This is a genomic window from Symbioplanes lichenis, assembly GCF_030709675.1.
In the GTDB taxonomy this organism is placed as follows: Bacteria; Actinomycetota; Actinomycetes; order Mycobacteriales; family Micromonosporaceae; genus Actinoplanes; species Actinoplanes lichenis.
Genome location: NZ_JAUZQD010000005.1, coordinates 383720 through 400270, shown reverse-complemented (window position 1 = coordinate 400270; position 16551 = coordinate 383720). Strand labels below are relative to the sequence as shown.

Below are 16551 nucleotides of genomic sequence, written 5' to 3'. Positions count from 1 at the left end.
GAATCTTCAACTGGAGTACACCAAGTATCCGGCCTAGCGTCGAGGGGTGCTCACCTCCGCCCTCGCCGGGTTCGCCGCCTCCGCCGTGCTGATCATCGCGATCGGCGCGCAGAACGCCTTCGTGCTGCGCCAGGGCCTGCGCCGCGAGCACGTCCTCGCGGTCGTCGCGGTCTGCGCCACGTCCGACCTGCTGCTGATCTCGGCGGGCATCGCCGGCCTGGGCGCGCTGGTCACGGCCAACCCGGTGGTGGTCACGGTCATCCGCTGGGCCGGGGCCGTCTTCCTGATCGGGTACGCCCTCCTGGCCGCGAAACGAGCGATCTCCCCGGGCAGCCTCACCCCCACGGCCGGCGGCCCGGCGACCCTGCGCGCCACGGTCCTCGCCTGCCTCGCGATGACCTACCTGAACCCGCACGTCTACCTGGACACCGTGCTGCTGCTGGGCTCGGTGGCGCAGCAGCACTCGCCGCGATGGGCCTTCGGGCTGGGCGCGGCGGCGGCCAGCGCCGTGTGGTTCAGCGCCCTGGGCCTGGGCGCGCAGCGGCTCGCCCCGGTCCTGCGGCGCCCGGGCGCGTGGCGCGTGCTCGATGGCCTGATCGCCGTGGTCATGGCCGCCCTCGGCGTCGGATTGCTCCTCTGACTTGACTCTCGACCTGGTCGAGACGGCAGGGTGGCGGGGTGGAGAGCGGCATGCGGGGGATCGGCGAGGTGGCCCGGGCGAGCGGGCTGGGCGTGAGCGCCCTGCGGTTCTACGACCGGGCCGGGGTGCTGGTGCCGGCCGAGGTCGACGCGGCGACCGGCTACCGGCGTTACAGCGAGGCGCAGATCCGGGCGGCCCGGCTGGTGGCCGGGCTGCGGCGGGTCGGGATGCCGGTGGCGGGCATCGCGCGGGCGGTGGCGGCGCTGGACCGGCCCGAGGTGGTGCGCGAGCTGCTCGACGCGCATCTGGCCCGGCTCGAGGACGGGCTCGCCGACGCCCGGCGCGAGCTCGCCCGGCTGCACCGGCTCCTGGGCGGGGCCACCATGACGACCGTCACGGTGCCGGCGGCGGAGCTGACCGCGGCCCTCGATTTCGTCCGCTTCGCCGCCGGCACCGATCCGGACCTGCCGATGATCAACGGTGTCCTCCTGGAGGCCGGCGAGGCGACGATCACACTCGTGGCGACCGACCGCTACCGCCTGGCCGTCGCCTCGACCGGCGCCACGGTGTCCGGGCCGCCCGTCCGCGTCGTCGCGCCGCTGCCTTTCGCCGACGCGCTGCGCCCGTTGCTGACCGGGATGGTCACGCTGACCGTGGCGGGCGCGCTCGACGTCGAGACCGGCGCCGGGCGCCTGTCGGTCACGCCGCTCGACGTGGACTTCCCCGACTATCGGCGGGTCACCGAGCTGCCGGCGGAGAACCCGCGCCGGATCACGGTCGACCCGGCGACCCTGCGGGCGGCGGTCACCGCGGCGGCGACGGAGGAACTGGCGATCCTGGCCGTCGACGACACCGGCGCCGTCCGGACGGTCGCGCGGGACGCCTGGGCCGCCGACCGCGCGGGCCACGTGGCGGTGAACCGGGAATTCCTGCTGGAGGCGCTCGACGCCGGCGGACCGGGTCAGCTGGAGCTGCGGCTGGACGGGCCGATCAAGCCGCTGGTGCTGCGGGGCGGGGCGGGATGGTCGCTACTGATGCCCGTACGCGAATAGGAGATCGCGGCGGCGCACACTGAGCGCGTGGATGACGAGACTCGCGCGCGGCGCGCCGCCTGCACCGACACCTTCCTCGGCAACGGCCTCGGCCGCCCCCGGGACCTGCTGGCCACGATCGACCCCGACGCGGGCGACGACGTGTACGGCGACGGCGGCGCCGTGACGACGCTGGAGCGGCACATCGCGGAGCTGCTCGGCAAGCCCGCCGCCGTGTTCCTGCCCAGCGGCACGATGGCCCAGGGCGCGACGCTGCGGGTGCACGCCGACCGCCGGGGCGTCCGCACGGTGCTCTGGCATCCGTACTGTCACCTCGACCAGCACGAGGGCCAGGCCCACCAGCGGCTGCACCAGCTCACCGGCCGGGCCGTGGGCGAGGCCGAGCGGCTGCTCACCCTCGACGACCTCACCGGCACCGCCGAGCCGTTCGCCGCGCTGCTGCTCGAGCTGCCCCAGCGCGACCTCGGCGGGCAGCTCCCCGAGTGGGACGACCTGGTCGCGCAGACCGACTGGGCCCGCGGCCGGGGCGCGGCCGTGCACCTCGACGGCGCGCGGATCTGGGAGGCGAGCGCCGGGTACGCGCGGACGCCCGCCGAGATCGCCGCGCTCTTCGACACCGTGTACGTGTCGTTCTACAAGGGCGTCGGCGCGCTCCCGGGCTGCTGCGTCGCCGGCTCCGAGGAGGACGTCGCCCAGGTGCGCGAGTGGCGCTCCCGGCTGGGCGGCACCCTGTACGCCCTGTGGCCCCAGGCCTCCTCCGCCCTGAGCCTGGTCGACGCCGCCCTGGCCGAGATGCCCGCCCGGATGGCCCACGCCCTCGCGATCGCCGCCGCCCTCGACGCGATCCCCGAGGTGCACGTGGTGCCCGGCCCGCCCCAGACGCCGATGATGCACCTGCTGCTCAGCACGACCGAGGAGGGCTTCCGCGCCCGCGCCGCCCGGCTGGCCGAGGAGACCGGCCTGTGGGTGTGGCCGCGCCCGTTCACGACCGGCGACCCGCGGGTCGTCCGGGTGGAGCTGAGCGTCGGACGGGCCACCCTGCGCCACGAGCCGGCCGCGATCGCGGAGATCATCGGCGGCCTCTGCGCCTGACGGGGTCCACGCTGAGGCGGTCGCCTGAGCGGTTGCGTACCGGCCCGGCGGCGGATGCATCACCGGATGGTAAACGTGCGGCCAACCCGGTCGCGCCCTGCGTGGTCGTCCGGTTACCGTCGCTGCCATGGGTTTCGCACGGCAGTACGAGCAGCTCGTGAGCGAGGCGGCCGGCGTACCGATCACGGGGTGGGAATTCGCCTGGATGGACGGGCGGGCGGTGGGCTCGGACCCCTCGTGGGCGTTCCCGGAGCTGGCCCGCCCCCTGGTCCGGCACGCGGGCAGCCTGCTCGACCTGGACACCGGCGGCGGTGAGCTGCTGGCCGAGCTGGCGCCGCTGCCCGCGCACACGGTGGCGGTCGAGAGCTGGGCGCCGAACGTGCCCGTCGCGCGCGACCGGCTGCGGCCGTTCGGGGTGTCGGTGGTCACCGAGCTGCCCGGCGGGGAGAACGAGTTCGACGTGGTGCTGAGCCGGCACGGCCGGTTGCCCGCCGACGACGTGGCCCGGCTGCTCACGCCCGGCGGCACGCTGCTCAGCCAGCAGGTGGGCAGCGACGACCTGGCCGACCTCAACGCCGAGCTCGGCGCGCCGCCGCCGCACCCGCGCGCCTGGGACGCCGACACCGCGGTCCGGGCGCTGGCGGCGGCCGGGCTGACGGTCACGGACGTGCGCGAGGAGCGGGTGCCGCTCACCTTCCACGACATCGGGGCCGTCGTCTACCAGCTGCGGACGGTGCCGTGGCAGGTCCGCGACTTCAGCGTGGAGAAGTACGACCGGGCGCTGCGCCGGATGGACGCGCTGATCCGGACGTACGGGCACTTCACCGCGACCGCGCACCGCTTCCTCGTGCAGGCCTCCCGCCTCGAGGCATCCCTGGCCGGCGCGGCGCGGGCAGGCGTGCGTGGCCACCGCTGATCCCCACGGGCCTCCCGGGCCGGAGGACCGGGCGGCCGCTGAGCTTGTGCTGGCCGCGGCTCAGCCGGCCTGCCGGGCCCTGGACGTCGAGGCGAACGCCCGGGCGCACGCCGACCTGGTCCGGGCAGCGCGGGCCCGGGTGGTCATCTTTCCCGAGCTCTCCCTGACCGGGTACGAACTGGACGCCCCGGCCGTGGCCATGGACGACCCGCGCCTGCGTCCCTTGATCGAGGCGTGCGCGGAGACCGGCACGGTGGCTGTCGCGAGTGCGCCCGTCGAGGAGCGCTTCCTGGCCCTGCTCGCTGTGGACGGGGCGGGCGCGCGGGTTGCGTACCGGAAGATGAACCTGGCCGGGCACGAGCCGGGACACTTCCGCCCGGGCCCGGCCCCCGCGGTGCTCGAAGTGGACGGCTGGCGGCTGGGCCTCGCCCTGTGCAAGGACACCGGCGTGCCCGCGCATCAGGAGCAGACCGCGGCGCTGGGCATCGACGCGTACGTGGCGGGTGCTCTCGATCGTGCCGAGGACGCGGTCGTGCATGAGCAGCGGGCCCGGCGCATCAGCACGGAGCACGGCGTGTGGGTGGCGATCGCCAGCTTCGCCGGGCCGACCGGCGACGGCTATGTGGACAACGCGGGCCGCTCGGGCATCTGGTCGCCGGACGGCGAGCTCGTCACTCGAGCCGGCGCCGAGCCCGGCGATTTCGTCCGAGCCACCCTCCGCCGCTGACTCAGGGCAGCGGGCCGGGCTTGGCGAGGTAGTAGCCCTGGCCCAGGTCGACGCCGATGGCGCGGAGCTTGTCGTGTTCGGCCTCGGTCTCGATGCCCTCGGCGACCAGGCGGGCGCCCACCTCGCCGGCGAAGGAGACCAGGGAGCGGGCCAGGGCCGTGCGGACGGGGTCGCGGTCGATGTCGCGGGTCAGGCTGATGTCGAGTTTGATGATGTCGGGGCGCAGCTGCAGGATGTGCTGGAGGCTGGCGAAGCCCGCGCCCGCGTCGTCGACGACGATCTGGACGCCGGCGGCGCGGAGGCGGTTGGTGACCTCGTTGAGGGCCGGGTAGTCCTCGACCTGGGTGTGCTCGGTGACCTCGACGCAGATGTCGCTGCCCGCGTGGGCGAGCACGGTCTCCTGCACCAGCGGGGTGAGCAGCGCCTCGGCCGACAGGTTGACACCGAGGGTGCGGCCGGGCGGCACGTCGGGCAGCGATTCGAAGGCGCGCTCGATGGCCAGCAGCTCCAGGGCGACGCCGAGCCCGGTCTGGCCCGCCGCCGCGAAGGCGTGGGCCGGGGTCGGGAAGCTCGCCAGATCGAAGCGGGCCAGCGCCTCGTAGCCGACGGTCGTCGCGTCGGCGAGCCGGACGACGGGCTGGAAGACGACCCGGAGGGCGCGCTCGCGGAGGACGTCACGCAGGGCGCGTACGTCCTCGTGCTCGGGCTGGGCCGCGGAGCTGTCCACCTGCTCGCCGATCAGGCCGCCCAGCAGGCCGAGGAAGCGGATCGAGTCGTCGCCCAGCCGGGGATCGGGGGTCCGGCTCAGGCAGCACAGCACCCCGGTACGCGTGCCGTCCTCGTTCTGCCACGGCACGCCCGCGTACGAGCCGATGCCCTGCCGCGTCGTGATCTCCAGGTCCCGGGTCGCGTAGTCCCGCCGCGTGTCGGTGACCATGGCCGGCAGGAGCCCGTGGAACACGCGCAGGCAGAACGAGTCGGTGAGCACCGAGCCGGGCTCGAACAGGTCGGTGTCGCCGCTGACCGCCCGGACCACCTGCCGCCCGCCGTCGATGTCGGAGAGCACGGCGAGCTCGCAGCCGAGGTGCGCACGGGCGAGATCGAGCAGGCGCTCGACCATCGTCCAGTCCACGGCATCCCCCCGGCTTGGCGTCCCCACGGTGGCAGCCCGCGCCGCTCCGCGTACGGGGGAGACTATCGGCCCGGCCGCGACCGGCTCAGGGGCGGGCCGCGATCGCCTCGACCTCGATCCGGAAATCCGGGTGCACCAGCCCGCTGACCTGCACGAGTGAGCTGGCCGGGGGCCGGGCCGGGTCGATCAGCTCGTCGCGCACCCGGCGGAAGTCGGCGAGGTCGCCCATGTTGACCAGGAACACCGTCAGCTTGACCACGTGGCTCAGGTCACACCCCGCGGCGGTCAGGGCCGCCTGGAGGTTGCGGAAGACCTGCCGCGTCTGCTCGGCCGCGTCGTCGGCCCCCACCAGCCGCCCGTCGCCGTCGAGCGGCACCTGCCCGGAGACCACGACCATCGTGCCGGTGAACGACACCGCGTGGCTGTAGTTGTGCGTCGGCGGCAGGCCGGCCGGGCGGACGTGGTGTTCCATGCGCGGCAGCGTAGTGGGACCCGCTACCCGCCCGCACCCCGTCGTCAACCCGGCCCGCGCCCGTCCGCGTCGAACAGGCCCCTCGAAGGCGACGGACGACGAGGGGGATTCGATGACGGCCCGAGTTCTGCGGTACGGCATGGCGCTGGCGGCGATGATGGGCTGCATGGTCCCCGGAGCGACGGCCGCCCACGCGGCGACGAAGGCGACCACGGCCCAGCTCAAGGCCCGGAACCTCGCGACCACCGCGGTGACCAAGCAGATCAACTACTACCCCGCGGCGGCCGGCTGGTCGGCCATGTGGTCGAACTGGCAGCCCGCGCAGATCAACGCCGACCTGGCCCGCGCGGCGGCGCTCGGCGCCACGAGCGTCCGGGTGATCGTCTTCCCCGACACGTTCGGCTGGCCCGCGCCGACGGCCACCTACACCGACCGGCTGGCGAAGTTCTTCGCGCTGGCGGCCACGAACAAGCTCGCCGTGAAGCTGACCCTCTTCGACTGGTGGGGCCGCTACGACGAGGTCGCCAAGAGCACCCAGTGGGCGACGGCGCTGCTGACGCCGTACCGGAACGACAGCCGCCTGATCTCGGTGGAGCTCAAGAACGAGATGAACCCGGACAGCGCCGCCGAGATGAGCTGGGCCCGGCAGATGATCCCGGTGCTGCGCAAGGTGCTGCCCGCCACCCCGGTCACCGTGACCACGCCGGGCTCGAAGGCGATCGACGGCTTCCGCAAGCTGAAGGCCGCCCTGGCCACCACCCCGCCGGACTACTACGACTACCACTACTACGGTGACTCGGCGTCGGCCTACGCGGAGCTGAGCGAGGCCAAGAGCATTGCCGCTCCGGCCACGCTGGTGCTGGGCGAGGCCGGGCGCAGCAGCCTCTTCTTCAACGAGGGCGAGCAGGCGGCGTACCTGGGCCGGGTTTTCGCCGCCGCCCGCCAGGCCGGCATCCCCTCGGTGGCGCCGTGGACCCTCTTCGACTTCACCAGCACGGCCGGGCCGTCGTCGGACACCCCCGCCGCCGAGTACGCCTACGGCCTCTACCGCACCGACGGCACCGCCAAGCCCGCCGCCGCCGTGGTCAAGAACTACTGGGCCGGCAAGCCGCTGGACGACAGCCTGCTCAACCTGGGCTTCGAGAACGGCATCGGCGCCTGGCTGAACTCGTCGCCGGAGTTCGGCACGGCGACGTGGACGGCGACCGGCGCCCGCACCGGCACCGGCGCGATCGCCTTCTCCGGCACGACCCGCTCCGCGAACGCGCTGCCCAGCCTGAAGATCTCCCCGATCACGCCGGTCCGGGGCGGACAGACCTGGAAGGCCCAGGTGTACGCCCGCGGGGCGGCCGCCACCGGCCTGACCCAGCTGTCCCTGGCGTGGTTCGACGCGGCCGGCGCCTACCTCGGCCAGAACTCGTCGGCGGCGCTGCCGGCCGGCGACACCGCGTGGACGCTGCTCCAGACCTCGGGCGTCGCCCCGGCCGGCGCGGCCTCGGTCCAGATGCACCTCAAGTCGGGCGACAACACCGGCACGGTCTGGTTCGACGATGCAGGACTCGCCCTCAGCGCAGGATGACCCCGGCCAGCGTGACATCGTGTGCGGCGGCGATCAGGTAGAACACCGCGGCGCACAGGAGCCCGGCCCACGCGAGGCCGGGCACCAGCAACGGCACGGCGAAGAGCGCGAGCGTCTCGGCCTCCACGGTCCACGGCCGCGTGGCCAGCCGGCGGGCCGAGCACCAGCGCCCCCACGCGGTGTCCCCGAGCCCGCCGGCCGGCCCGCCCGCCCCGGCCTTGGCCCCCTTGAGCAGGAACTCGGCCGCCGCCGCGACGGCACACAGCAGCGCCGGGAGCAGCATGAGGTTCTGGTGGCCGGGCACGGCCCGGACGGCCACGACGCTCAGCGCCACATAGCTGAGCAGGACGCCGACCAGGTCGGCGGTCCGGTCGAAGAAGGCGCCGAAGGCCGTGCCGGTGCCCCGGATCCGGGCCACCTTGCCGTCCAGACAGTCGACCAGGAAGCGGGCCTCGAAGAGCAGCGCGCCCAGCCGGACGTGCCCGGTCAGGGTGCTGGCGGCGGCGCCGAGCCCGAGCAGCAGGGCGACGCCGGTGAGCACGTCCGGGGTGACCCGGCGGAAGCGCAGCAGGACCGGCAGCAGACGCACGGCGACCGGGTCGACGGCCACCACCACCCACCACGACTCGTTCGCCTTCAGAGCGCTGGAGGAGGTCAGGTCGCCACCTCCCGATAGATCGCCTCGATCCGGGGCACCACCGCGTCCGGGCTGAACCGGGAGCGCACGCGGGCGAGCCCGGCGGTGCCGTAACCGGCCAGCCGCCCCGGGTCCGCGGTGAGCCCGGCGAGCGCCCGGGCCAGCCGGTCGGGGTCGCCCGGCGGGACGAGCACGCCGGTCACCCCGTCCTCGACGATGTCGGTGAGCCCGCCGAGGCCGGAGCCGACCACCGGGCGGCCGAGGGCCATGGCCTCCAGGGCGACCGTCGGGCACGGGTCCATCCAGACGCCCGGGAGCGCGACGACCGAGGACTCGTGGAACTCCCGCCACAGGTCGGCCCCGGACCGCCGCCCGACCGCGACCACGTTGCCCGCCGACCGTGCCGCGGCGTCGCCGACCAGGCGCAGCTCGCGATCGCGCAGGCAGTCCCGGGTGAACGCCTGCTCCAGGACGGACCGGCCCTTGTGCCGGTCCGGCGGCCCGACGAAGAGCACCCGCCCCGAGGCCGGCACCGGCTCGGGCCGCGCCGGGGGCAGGTCGACGAAGTTGGGGACGACGTGCATCCGGTCCGGGTCGCCGACCCCGGCCGCCAGGTGCGTCTCGGCGACGCACGAGCTGACGGCGATCATGGCGGCGAGCCGCCGGACCAGAGCCGGTGTACGAAGACGCAGCGCCCCGGCCAGCGCCACCCGTCGCACCATCCCCTGCTCACACCCGGCGCACGTGGCGCAGCAGAGCCGCCCGGTGCACCTCCGGCCGCCGCAGGACAGGGATTTCGCCGGGCACAGCAGCCCGTAGTCGTGCAGCGTGGTGACCACCGGCACGTCCCGCGCGGCGGCCACGGCGGAGAACACGCACCAGCCGTGCGCGTGGACGACGTCGGGGCGGAAGGCGTCGACGGTGCGTCGCAGCGTGCGGCGGAACAGCGGATCGGGCCACGGCGGGTGGAACGGCCGGCCGGCCCGGTAGAGGCCCGGCACCAGATCCAGCAGCAGCGGGCTCGCGATTGCCGGCGAGATGTCCGAGGTGGGGTGCCGGACCGACACGACGGCCACCTCGTGACCGCGAGTGATCAGGTGGCGGGCCAGCCGTGCGACGTGCGCCTCCAGGCCCCCGGGGAACGGCGGGTACATGTCGGAGACGAGCAGGACCCTCATGCGGCCACTCCACGGGATCGGAAGGAGAGGAGGAACGGCAGGACCGCCAGCGCGCCGAGCGACTGGGCGGCCAGGAACGCCAGCCCCGCGCCGACGATGCCGAGCCGGGGCAGGAGGAACCAGGCGCCGGCCAGGGTGACGACGGACATCGCGAGGTTCAGGTGGGCGGCGGTGCGCAGGCGGCGGCGTACGCGCAGGACCGCGACCGCCAGGCTGGTGACGCCGTCCGGGACCGCCGCCCCGACCAGCGCGAAGAGCAGCAGCGCGCCGCGCTCGGCGAAGCCCGGGCCGAAGATGTGCAAAATCTGGGCGCCGGCCGTGAGCACCAGCAGGACGGGCACCGCGAGCAGGGCCGCGATGAGCCGGGCGGCGGTGCCGAGCTTGCGCTGCACCTCGGCGGCCGCCAGCGAGCCCTCGGCGAAGAGGGCCGACGACACGGACTGGCTGACCGTGAGGAAGATGCCGCCGAGCATCCAGGTCGTGTAGAAGTACGCGTTGTCCTCGGCGGACACCCGCATCACCACGAGGACGGGCAGCAGCAGCGGCACCAGGACCCCGGCGCAGCTGGTCAGGTGGTGCCAGAAGAAGCTGCCCAGCACCTCGCGGCGCAACGCGGGCGGGGTGTGCGGGCGGACGCCCCAGCGCGGGAGCAGCACGGCCCCCACCAGCAGCCCGGCCAGTCCGGCCAGCGCCCAGCTGGTGAAGACGCCGCCGCTCCCGACGAAGATGAGGATCTTGGCGGCGCTGACCGTGGCGTTGACCGCGAGGCCCCGGCCCGCCCGGCGCAGCGAGATGAAGGCGTACGAGAGCACGTTGACGCCGGTCCACGCGACCGCGCCGACCGTGAAGACCAGGATCCGGCCCGGGGTGGCGAGCGCCTCGGCGAAGCCGGAGTGCCCGCCCAGCACCGCGGCGGTCGCCAGCGCCACGCCCACGGTGGCGCCCAGCTCGATCCCCAGCACGGCGAGCAGCCGGGGCCACCAGCCGCCCGTCCGCTCGTGCCGGGGCAGCCGCTCGACCAGCACCATGCCGCCCCCGAGGTGGACCGCGACCGAGACGGCCGTGGCCACCGAGGTCAGCCCCGCGCCCAGGCCCACCTCGTGCGGGGTGGCCAGCCGGGCGGCGAGCAGCCAGAACACGTAGCCGAGCCCGGCCGTGGCGACCGTCGTGGACATGAGCTGCAGGGCGTTGCGGATCAGGCTGTTGGCCCACAGCCGGGCCAGCTCCCCCGCCGGATCGCGCCGGGCCGCCCCGGCGAGCTCCTTGAGCTGATCAACAGTCACCGGGCAGCACCTCCCGGGTGAGCCGCCGGGAGACGCCGGGCGCCGTCACCGTGACGTCGATGCGGCCCGTGCACGGGAACGGCAGCCGCAGCACGGTGGTGGCCCCCGCCTCGACACGAATCTCGGTGGCCGAGCCCCAGGACGTCGCGACCACCACGGGTTTCGCGGCCGCCGAGTGGTTGACGACCTCGACCGCGATCTTCCCGGGCTGCGGGGCCGTCAGCCGGGCCTGGAAGAAGTCGTCGTCGGGCAGCACCGAGCCGACGGTGGTCAGCGCGAAGGCGGTCGCCGTCACGGCCGCGACCGCGCCGGCCGCGGCCAGATGCCGCCGATCGATCCGCGGCAGGGCGGCACCGGCCCGGTCGCGGCGCCACGCGGGTCCCGCCGCGGCCGCCACGAGCAGCAGCGTCACCAGCCAGGCGCGGAACTCCCCGGTGAGGGCCCAGCTGCCCAGCCCCGCGGCGGCGATCAGGGCCAGGCCGGTCACCAGGGCGAGGCGGCGCGAGACGAGCCAGCCCGGCAACACCATCGCTACGACGGCCGCGAGGATCCCCACCGGCCCCCGGAAGAGCACTCCGAGTTCCATGATCACAGCGCCGGCGGCGAGGCAGGACAGATGCGGGAATCTCATCGGGCGCTCCGGGCGAACAGGTCGAGGTCGATGCGGACCACCCGGACCGTGGTGCTGTCGAGCACCACCGAGGCCCAGGGCTGGTCGAAGTAGCGGTCGAACCGGCCGGGGTCGAGCGGCTCGTGCACTGTGAACGCCTCGTCGGGCTGGAAGTAGATGCCCAGCACCGGCAGGCTCCTCGTCATCCGCTCGTCGAGGACCAGATAGGCGACGTCGCGGCGGCGCATCTCGTCGGCGAGCCGGACCGACGGCGGCAGATCCTCCAGATAGAGCTCCCAGTAGGGCAGGTCCCCGGTGGCCCGGACCACGTCGAGCCCGCCGGACCAGCTCAGCTGCAGGCCGTTGAAGCGGTCGGTGGCGATCCGCTCCCCCGGCGCCACCCCGGCCCGCAGCCACCGGGCCAGCTCCAGGGTCTCGGCGCTCACGTCGCGGGTGTCGGTGCCGAAGACGATCGGGCCGGGGAAGCGGTAGTACTCGTTCTGACCCGCCGACACGTTGCCGACCAGCACCACCACGAACCCGAGCGCCGCCGCGACCAGCCGCACGCGGCCCGCGTGGAACAGGCCGCCGACGAGCACGGCGACGCCGAAGAAGGTGAACGCCCACGTGCGGCGGGCCGCCTCGGCGCCCATCGGACTGAGGATCAGCGGGATCGACAGGAAGTAGAGGCCGCCGTAGAGGACCCAGCCCAGCCGGGCCCCGGCGTCGGCGCGCAGGAACCGCGACCGGACGAGGTGGACGATCGCCACCGCGGCGAGCACGGCGATGGCGAGGAACGCGGCGGCGCGCTCGTAGAACGGGGTGGTGCTCGCGGCGTACAGCTGCCGTCCGCCGGATCCCGACGAGACGATGCCGGCGAGCTGGCTCAGCCCGGTGCCCAGGTAGGGCGACAGGTATTGCAGCGTGTACGGCGAGACAGCGAGCAGCCAGAACGCCAGGAAACACGTGATCGCGCCGGTGAGCAGGAAGAGCGGCTTGAGGCGGGCCGACGCACAGAGCAGAAGCAGCAGCACGACGAGCGCGATCGCCGTCAGGTGATGGGTCGTCACGAGCGCCGCGCCGAGGAGGATCGCCAGCGGCACGGTCCGCCACCCGCCGCCCCGGCTGATCCGCACCGCCAGGTAACCGGTCCACACGAAGAAGACCAGGGCCAGGCCCTCGTACGAGAACTGGCTGTCGAAGTACATGTAGCCGGCATTCAGCATGTACGTGACCGCCCCGGCCGCCCCCGCCCGCTCGCTGTGCCAGAGCTCGGCGACCAGTGCGTACGCGCCCACGGCGGCCAGCACGTGGGCCAGCAGGATCACCGCCTGCCCCACCCGCCAGCCCGGCAGTCCGGACAGGTCGATCAGGTACGCCGTGACGGTGTGCAGCGACGGGTACGACTTGATGACCGGCACGAGCCAGTTGTCGGCGAACAGGTGCCCGGTCGCCCGCAGGTGCTCGGCCTGGACAATGTGGGCGTACTCGTCGTGGTAGAGCGGCCGGTCCGGGGTGCGCAGCAGCTTGGGTCCCATGAGGAACACCGACAGCAGCACCACCTGGGTCAGCCGCTCCCAGGCCGGGACGGCGCCCGCGACCGCCCGGACCGCCGGCGGCAGTCCCGCCACGAGACAGCCGATCCAGAAGACGGTGTAGTGGTGGCCGCCCGGGGCGAACGTCAGCCGGTAGGACCACCAGACCAGCACCAGCCCGGTCATGCCCGCCAGCGCCGAGACGGCGATCCAGCGCAGCTGGTCCCGGGCCGGGCTCGCGACGGCGACCGGCGTGGGCGCGGCGGCTGTCGTCGTCATCCGCGGAACTGCCGGTGCAGGCGGGAGGCCGCGGCGGCCTGGGCGTAACAGGCGTAGGCGATGCGGGCTCCCCGGCGCGGCGCGACCACGGCGAACTCGGGATGGATCCGCACGTCGCTGCTCCAGCGCAGCTTGGCCCGGTCCGGCCCGGTCGACAGGCTGAAGGACCGGCAGCCCTCGCCCCGGGCGTCCTCGCACGCCTGCCACTGCAGCATCGTGGTGGGCGAGTAGGGCCAGGCGGCCGCGCCGAAGCCGGACGGGCCGCAGTAGGTCGCGGCGGGTGCGTGCAGCGCGAGCAGCTGCGCGATCACGTCACCCCCGGCGTGCAGCTCGTAACAGCTGAGGACCGGGCCTCCCGCCTGCTGCATCCCGGCCACCTGATCCAGGTACGCCCGGAGCGCCGGCACCGCGAGCCGGTCCGGATGCCCCTTGCGCCCCGTGAGCACGCTCCGCTCGTGGTGCAGCCGGATCAGGTTGTCCACGGACGACGGCAGCCGTACGGGGTCGGTGATCCGGACGATGCTCCACTGCGCCCCGAAGTCGCGGGTCAGCCGGTTCCGCGAGCGCCGGACGCTCTCGCGCAGGTTCCGGCTGCGCAGGCGGGCACAGTCGCCGAGGGCGAGGATCACCTCGGCCCGCACGAGCCGCTCGGTCACCAGGCCGGTGCCGCCGGGCAGCCAGTCCGGCTCGAACCACGCCGTGTGCTCGCTCAGGGGCAGCTGGGCCCAGGACCACCGGCCCGCCCGGGACATCAGGTACTCGACGATCGCGCGGGTGGCGCTCCGGACGTACCGGGGATGGACCAGTAGCGACGGCAGCTCGAGCAGGGCGCTGTAGCGGTGGGCGCCGGCGACGCGCAGCACCCGCGTGCCGGGGAACACGGTGGCGAGCTCCAGCGCCGCCACCGCGACGAGGGCACCGGCGTCGTGCACGCGGATGTGCCACGGCTCGGCGGCCTGTCCCGCCGCGGCCCGGGCCCAGGCGGGGTGCAGGAACGGGTTGGTGCTCGCCGACTCGCGGTAGAGCCGGTCCCAGTCGGCGTCCGCGGCGGCCGCCTCGGCCCGGTCGTGGCTGCAGGTCACCGTCAACCGCGCGGTGGCCGCGAACTGCTCGGGCCGCAGGAGGGAGGGTGCGGTCATCGGAGCGCGGTCGCCGCCCCGCCGGTGCCGGCCTCGGCATAGAGGCCGCGGGTCTGCCGGGCGATGTCGGCCCAGCCGGGCAGGGCGACGGCGGTGCCCGGCGCCGGGCGGTCGAGCAGCTCGGCGATCACCGCGGCCAGACCTTTTTCCCCGTACGCCCAGAGCGCCACCCGCTCGGGAACCGGCGCGGCCAGCTCGCGGTGCGCCGGGATGTCCGAGGCGACGACCTTCGCGCCGGCCGCCAGCGCCTCCCCCAGCACCAGGCCGAACGCCTCGTGCCGGCTCAGGCTCAGCACGGCGCCGCAGCGCTGCAGGGCGGCGTCCAGCGCGGGCCGCGGCAGTCGCCCGTGGAAGAAGACCCGCTTGCTCAGCCCGCTGCGCGCCGCCCGGACGGCCAGCGCCGCGCGGTGCGGACCCTCGCCCAGGACGTGCAGCCGCGTCCGCCCGGGCAGGCCGGCCAGGGCGGTGATGGCGTGGTCCACGCCCTTGTAGCTCTCCAGCCGGCCCACCGTCACGAGGTCCGACCGGCGGATCTCCGCGGCCCAGTGATGCCGGGTCAGGTCCGGCGCCGGGTCGGGGCGGCGGATGCCGTTGGGCACCACGACGCACCGGCCGGCCGCCTCCGGGAAGTGCCGCAGCAGCAGGGCCTGTTCCGCGGCCGACACGCAGACGACGCGCCCGGCCCGGCCCACGATCTGCCGGCCCACCAGCCGGTACGGCCGGTGCAGGGCACTGCGCAGCGCCGAGTGCCCGGTGCCGTGGTAGTGCGGCGTGAAGACGAACGAGGCGGGACGGACCCGGGCGGCGGAAAGGGCCGGCAACGCGTGATAGCTGTGCGCGTGCACCACGTCGAAGCCGCCGTGGACCATGCCCAGGTGCTCGGCGAGGGCGCGCGAGTACTCGAAGTTCGGCACTGTGCACGACAGCGGGAAGCGGCGGACCTCGACACCGTCGACGACGTCCTGCGCCGGGCGCGGCCCGGTGCCGTAGGTGAGCACGACGACGTCGTCGCCCTGCCGGGCGTACTCGGTGGCGAGCGCGCTGACGTGCTCCTCCACCCCGCCGGTGTGCGGCGGGTAGCGCTTGCTGACGAGAGCGATCCTCACCGGGCGCCACCCGTCCGCACCGGCGTGGCGATGCCCAGCTCGCCCAGCAGCGCCCGGACGGCCGCGCGGGTGTCGTCCCACGAGCGAGCGTCGGCGAACGTGCGGCCCTTGAGCTTCGCGGCGGCGCGGATGCCCGCGGCCAGCGCGACGGGATCGGCCGGGGGGACGTGGACGACGCCCGCGTACCCGGCGGCGGCCTCGACCAGCCCGCCGACCCCGGTGACCACCGTCGGCAGCCCCGCGGCCATGGCGATGTGCAGCGGGCCGGAGGACGACGAGCGCCGGTACGGCAGGACGACGACGTCGGCCCCGGCGAAGGCGGCCGCCACTTCCTTGTCGTCGACGTAGCGGTTGGTCAGCGAGATCAGCTCCCGGTGCGGGGAGCGGCGGATCAGGTCCAGCGGCAGCTGCCAGTTCTCCCACGTCTCGCCGACCACCCGCAGCCGGTACGCGTCCGGCTCCTCCGCCGCGATCAGGTCGAACGCGGACACCAGGTCCTCCAGCCCCTTGTACGGCCGGATCGTCCCGAAGAACAGCAGCCGGACCGGCTCGTGGCCGGGGCGGGGCGTCGGGGCCGGCGGGCGGTGCTGGTCGTACGGGCCGTGGGGAACGATCACCGTCGGCACCCCGGGCAGCCGGTAGGCCGACCGCAACAGGTCCCGGTCGAAGTCGCTGTGCAGCACGAAACCGTCGCACTTGTCGAGCAACCGGGGCAGCCCCCACCGTACGTAGTCGCGGACGAGCGGCACCTTGATCTCGCCGGTGTCCTGCACCTCGTGGAACTCGACCACCACCCGGGCGCCCAGCCGGCGGGCCTGCGCGGCCAGCATCCGATAGGTGTGCAGCACCGCCCCGGTCCACCACTGGAACACCACGACGTCGGGCCGGAAGTCGCGCAGGAACCGCAGGCCGTCCAGGAGCGACCGGCCCCACGACCAGTCCACGCCCTCGTAGACGTCCACTTCGGGCAGATAGTCGGTCGCGCTGTGCACCTCCCGGCCGACGCGGGCCCGGCCGGGATAGGCCTGCTCGGGCACCAGCCCCCGCATGAGCAGAGCGGCCACCTCGTGCTCGGCGGACAGCTCGTTGCTCAGCCGGCAGGTGTAGTACGAGATGCCGCTGGTGAACCGCCAGCCGGATCCCACGATCATGACGCGTGCCATCGCCCGGTCCC

The 16551-nt window shown here is 74.5% G+C and carries 16 protein-coding genes; 6 read left to right on the top strand and 10 right to left on the bottom strand.

What is annotated here, in order from left to right; translation table 11 throughout:
- Nucleotides 1–46 precede the first annotated feature (46 nt).
- The 5 genes from RAN62_RS14760 to RAN62_RS14740 all read left to right on the top strand — a co-directional run bounded on the left by RAN62_RS14760 (nucleotide 47) and on the right by RAN62_RS14740 (nucleotide 4427).
- Nucleotides 47–640 (top strand): LysE/ArgO family amino acid transporter, encoded by a 594-nt coding sequence (locus RAN62_RS14760; RefSeq protein WP_305785162.1) that lies wholly within the window; start codon nucleotides 47–49, stop codon nucleotides 638–640.
- A 50-nt stretch (nucleotides 641–690) separates the two neighbouring features.
- A complete protein-coding gene (locus RAN62_RS14755) occupies nucleotides 691–1692 on the top strand; it encodes a DNA polymerase III subunit beta family protein (protein ID WP_305785307.1) in 1002 nt (333 codons plus the stop codon).
- 27 nt (nucleotides 1693–1719) lie between these two features.
- A complete protein-coding gene (locus RAN62_RS14750) occupies nucleotides 1720–2784 on the top strand; it encodes a threonine aldolase family protein (RefSeq protein WP_305785161.1) in 1065 nt (354 codons plus the stop codon).
- Nucleotides 2785–2911: 127 nt separating this feature from the next.
- Nucleotides 2912–3700, top strand: coding sequence for a class I SAM-dependent methyltransferase (locus tag RAN62_RS14745; protein WP_305785160.1), 789 nt, complete (start codon nucleotides 2912–2914; stop codon nucleotides 3698–3700).
- On the top strand, nucleotides 3687–4427 hold the full coding sequence (locus tag RAN62_RS14740) for a carbon-nitrogen hydrolase family protein (RefSeq protein ID WP_305785159.1): 741 nt from the start codon (nucleotides 3687–3689) through the stop codon (nucleotides 4425–4427). The genes RAN62_RS14745 and RAN62_RS14740 overlap by 14 nt, the downstream gene beginning before the upstream one ends.
- Before the next feature lies 1 nt (nucleotide 4428).
- Here the strand turns inward: RAN62_RS14740 and RAN62_RS14735 are convergent, their stop codons facing one another.
- Together RAN62_RS14735 and RAN62_RS14730 are read right to left on the bottom strand one after the other, a co-directional pair.
- Complete coding sequence (locus RAN62_RS14735) at nucleotides 4429–5559, bottom strand: EAL domain-containing protein (RefSeq protein WP_305785158.1); 1131 nt, start codon at nucleotides 5557–5559, stop codon at nucleotides 4429–4431.
- An 85-nt stretch (nucleotides 5560–5644) separates the two neighbouring features.
- Nucleotides 5645–6031, bottom strand: a complete 387-nt coding sequence (locus RAN62_RS14730; RefSeq protein WP_305785157.1) for a RidA family protein — start codon at nucleotides 6029–6031, stop codon at nucleotides 5645–5647.
- 112 nt (nucleotides 6032–6143) lie between these two features.
- Here RAN62_RS14730 and RAN62_RS14725 point away from each other — a divergent pair, with 112 nt between their 5' ends.
- Nucleotides 6144–7610, top strand: a complete 1467-nt coding sequence (locus tag RAN62_RS14725) for a glycoside hydrolase 5 family protein (protein ID WP_305785156.1) — start codon at nucleotides 6144–6146, stop codon at nucleotides 7608–7610.
- Here the strand turns inward: RAN62_RS14725 and RAN62_RS14720 are convergent.
- The 8 genes from RAN62_RS14720 to RAN62_RS14685 are packed head-to-tail and all read right to left on the bottom strand — an operon-like array spanning nucleotide 7597 to nucleotide 16540.
- Nucleotides 7597–8220: a CDP-alcohol phosphatidyltransferase family protein gene (locus RAN62_RS14720; protein WP_305785155.1), complete on the bottom strand. Its 624-nt coding sequence runs from the start codon at nucleotides 8218–8220 to the stop codon at nucleotides 7597–7599. The genes RAN62_RS14725 and RAN62_RS14720 overlap by 14 nt on opposite strands.
- A gap of 44 nt (nucleotides 8221–8264) precedes the next feature.
- Complete coding sequence (locus tag RAN62_RS14715; protein WP_305785154.1) at nucleotides 8265–9425, bottom strand: glycosyltransferase family 4 protein; 1161 nt, start codon at nucleotides 9423–9425, stop codon at nucleotides 8265–8267.
- Nucleotides 9422–10708 carry a lipopolysaccharide biosynthesis protein gene (locus RAN62_RS14710; RefSeq protein WP_305785153.1) on the bottom strand — a complete coding sequence of 429 codons (1287 nt, stop codon included), beginning with the start codon at nucleotides 10706–10708 and terminating at the stop codon, nucleotides 9422–9424. Before RAN62_RS14710 ends, RAN62_RS14715 begins: the two co-directional genes overlap by 4 nt.
- Nucleotides 10698–11339, bottom strand: coding sequence for a hypothetical protein (locus RAN62_RS14705; RefSeq protein WP_305785152.1), 642 nt, complete (start codon nucleotides 11337–11339; stop codon nucleotides 10698–10700). Before RAN62_RS14705 ends, RAN62_RS14710 begins: the two co-directional genes overlap by 11 nt.
- On the bottom strand, nucleotides 11336–13132 hold the full coding sequence (locus RAN62_RS14700) for a putative glycosyltransferase family protein (protein WP_305785151.1): 1797 nt from the start codon (nucleotides 13130–13132) through the stop codon (nucleotides 11336–11338). The genes RAN62_RS14705 and RAN62_RS14700 overlap by 4 nt, the downstream gene beginning before the upstream one ends.
- Nucleotides 13129–14271 carry a GNAT family N-acetyltransferase gene (locus RAN62_RS14695; RefSeq protein WP_305785150.1) on the bottom strand — a complete coding sequence of 381 codons (1143 nt, stop codon included), beginning with the start codon at nucleotides 14269–14271 and terminating at the stop codon, nucleotides 13129–13131. Before RAN62_RS14695 ends, RAN62_RS14700 begins: the two co-directional genes overlap by 4 nt.
- A complete protein-coding gene (locus RAN62_RS14690; RefSeq protein WP_305785149.1) occupies nucleotides 14268–15377 on the bottom strand; it encodes a glycosyltransferase family 4 protein in 1110 nt (369 codons plus the stop codon). Before RAN62_RS14690 ends, RAN62_RS14695 begins: the two co-directional genes overlap by 4 nt.
- Nucleotides 15374–16540 carry a glycosyltransferase gene (locus RAN62_RS14685; protein WP_305785148.1) on the bottom strand — a complete coding sequence of 389 codons (1167 nt, stop codon included), beginning with the start codon at nucleotides 16538–16540 and terminating at the stop codon, nucleotides 15374–15376. Before RAN62_RS14685 ends, RAN62_RS14690 begins: the two co-directional genes overlap by 4 nt.
- Between the last annotated feature and the right edge of the window lie 11 nt (nucleotides 16541–16551).

Coding starts and splice junctions, on each gene's coding strand:
- RAN62_RS14755 (WP_305785307.1), top strand. CDS start 691: ATGCGGGGGATCGGCGAGGTGGCCCGGGCGAGCGGGCTGGGCGTGAGC.
- RAN62_RS14745 (WP_305785160.1), top strand. CDS start 2,912: ATGGGTTTCGCACGGCAGTACGAGCAGCTCGTGAGCGAGGCGGCCGGC.
- RAN62_RS14730 (WP_305785157.1), bottom strand. CDS start 6,031: ATGGAACACCACGTCCGCCCGGCCGGCCTGCCGCCGACGCACAACTAC.
- RAN62_RS14725 (WP_305785156.1), top strand. CDS start 6,144: ATGACGGCCCGAGTTCTGCGGTACGGCATGGCGCTGGCGGCGATGATG.
- RAN62_RS14715 (WP_305785154.1), bottom strand. CDS start 9,425: ATGAGGGTCCTGCTCGTCTCCGACATGTACCCGCCGTTCCCCGGGGGC.
- RAN62_RS14705 (WP_305785152.1), bottom strand. CDS start 11,339: ATGAGATTCCCGCATCTGTCCTGCCTCGCCGCCGGCGCTGTGATCATG.
- RAN62_RS14700 (WP_305785151.1), bottom strand. CDS start 13,132: ATGACGACGACAGCCGCCGCGCCCACGCCGGTCGCCGTCGCGAGCCCG.
- RAN62_RS14695 (WP_305785150.1), bottom strand. CDS start 14,271: ATGACCGCACCCTCCCTCCTGCGGCCCGAGCAGTTCGCGGCCACCGCG.
- RAN62_RS14685 (WP_305785148.1), bottom strand. CDS start 16,540: ATGGCACGCGTCATGATCGTGGGATCCGGCTGGCGGTTCACCAGCGGC.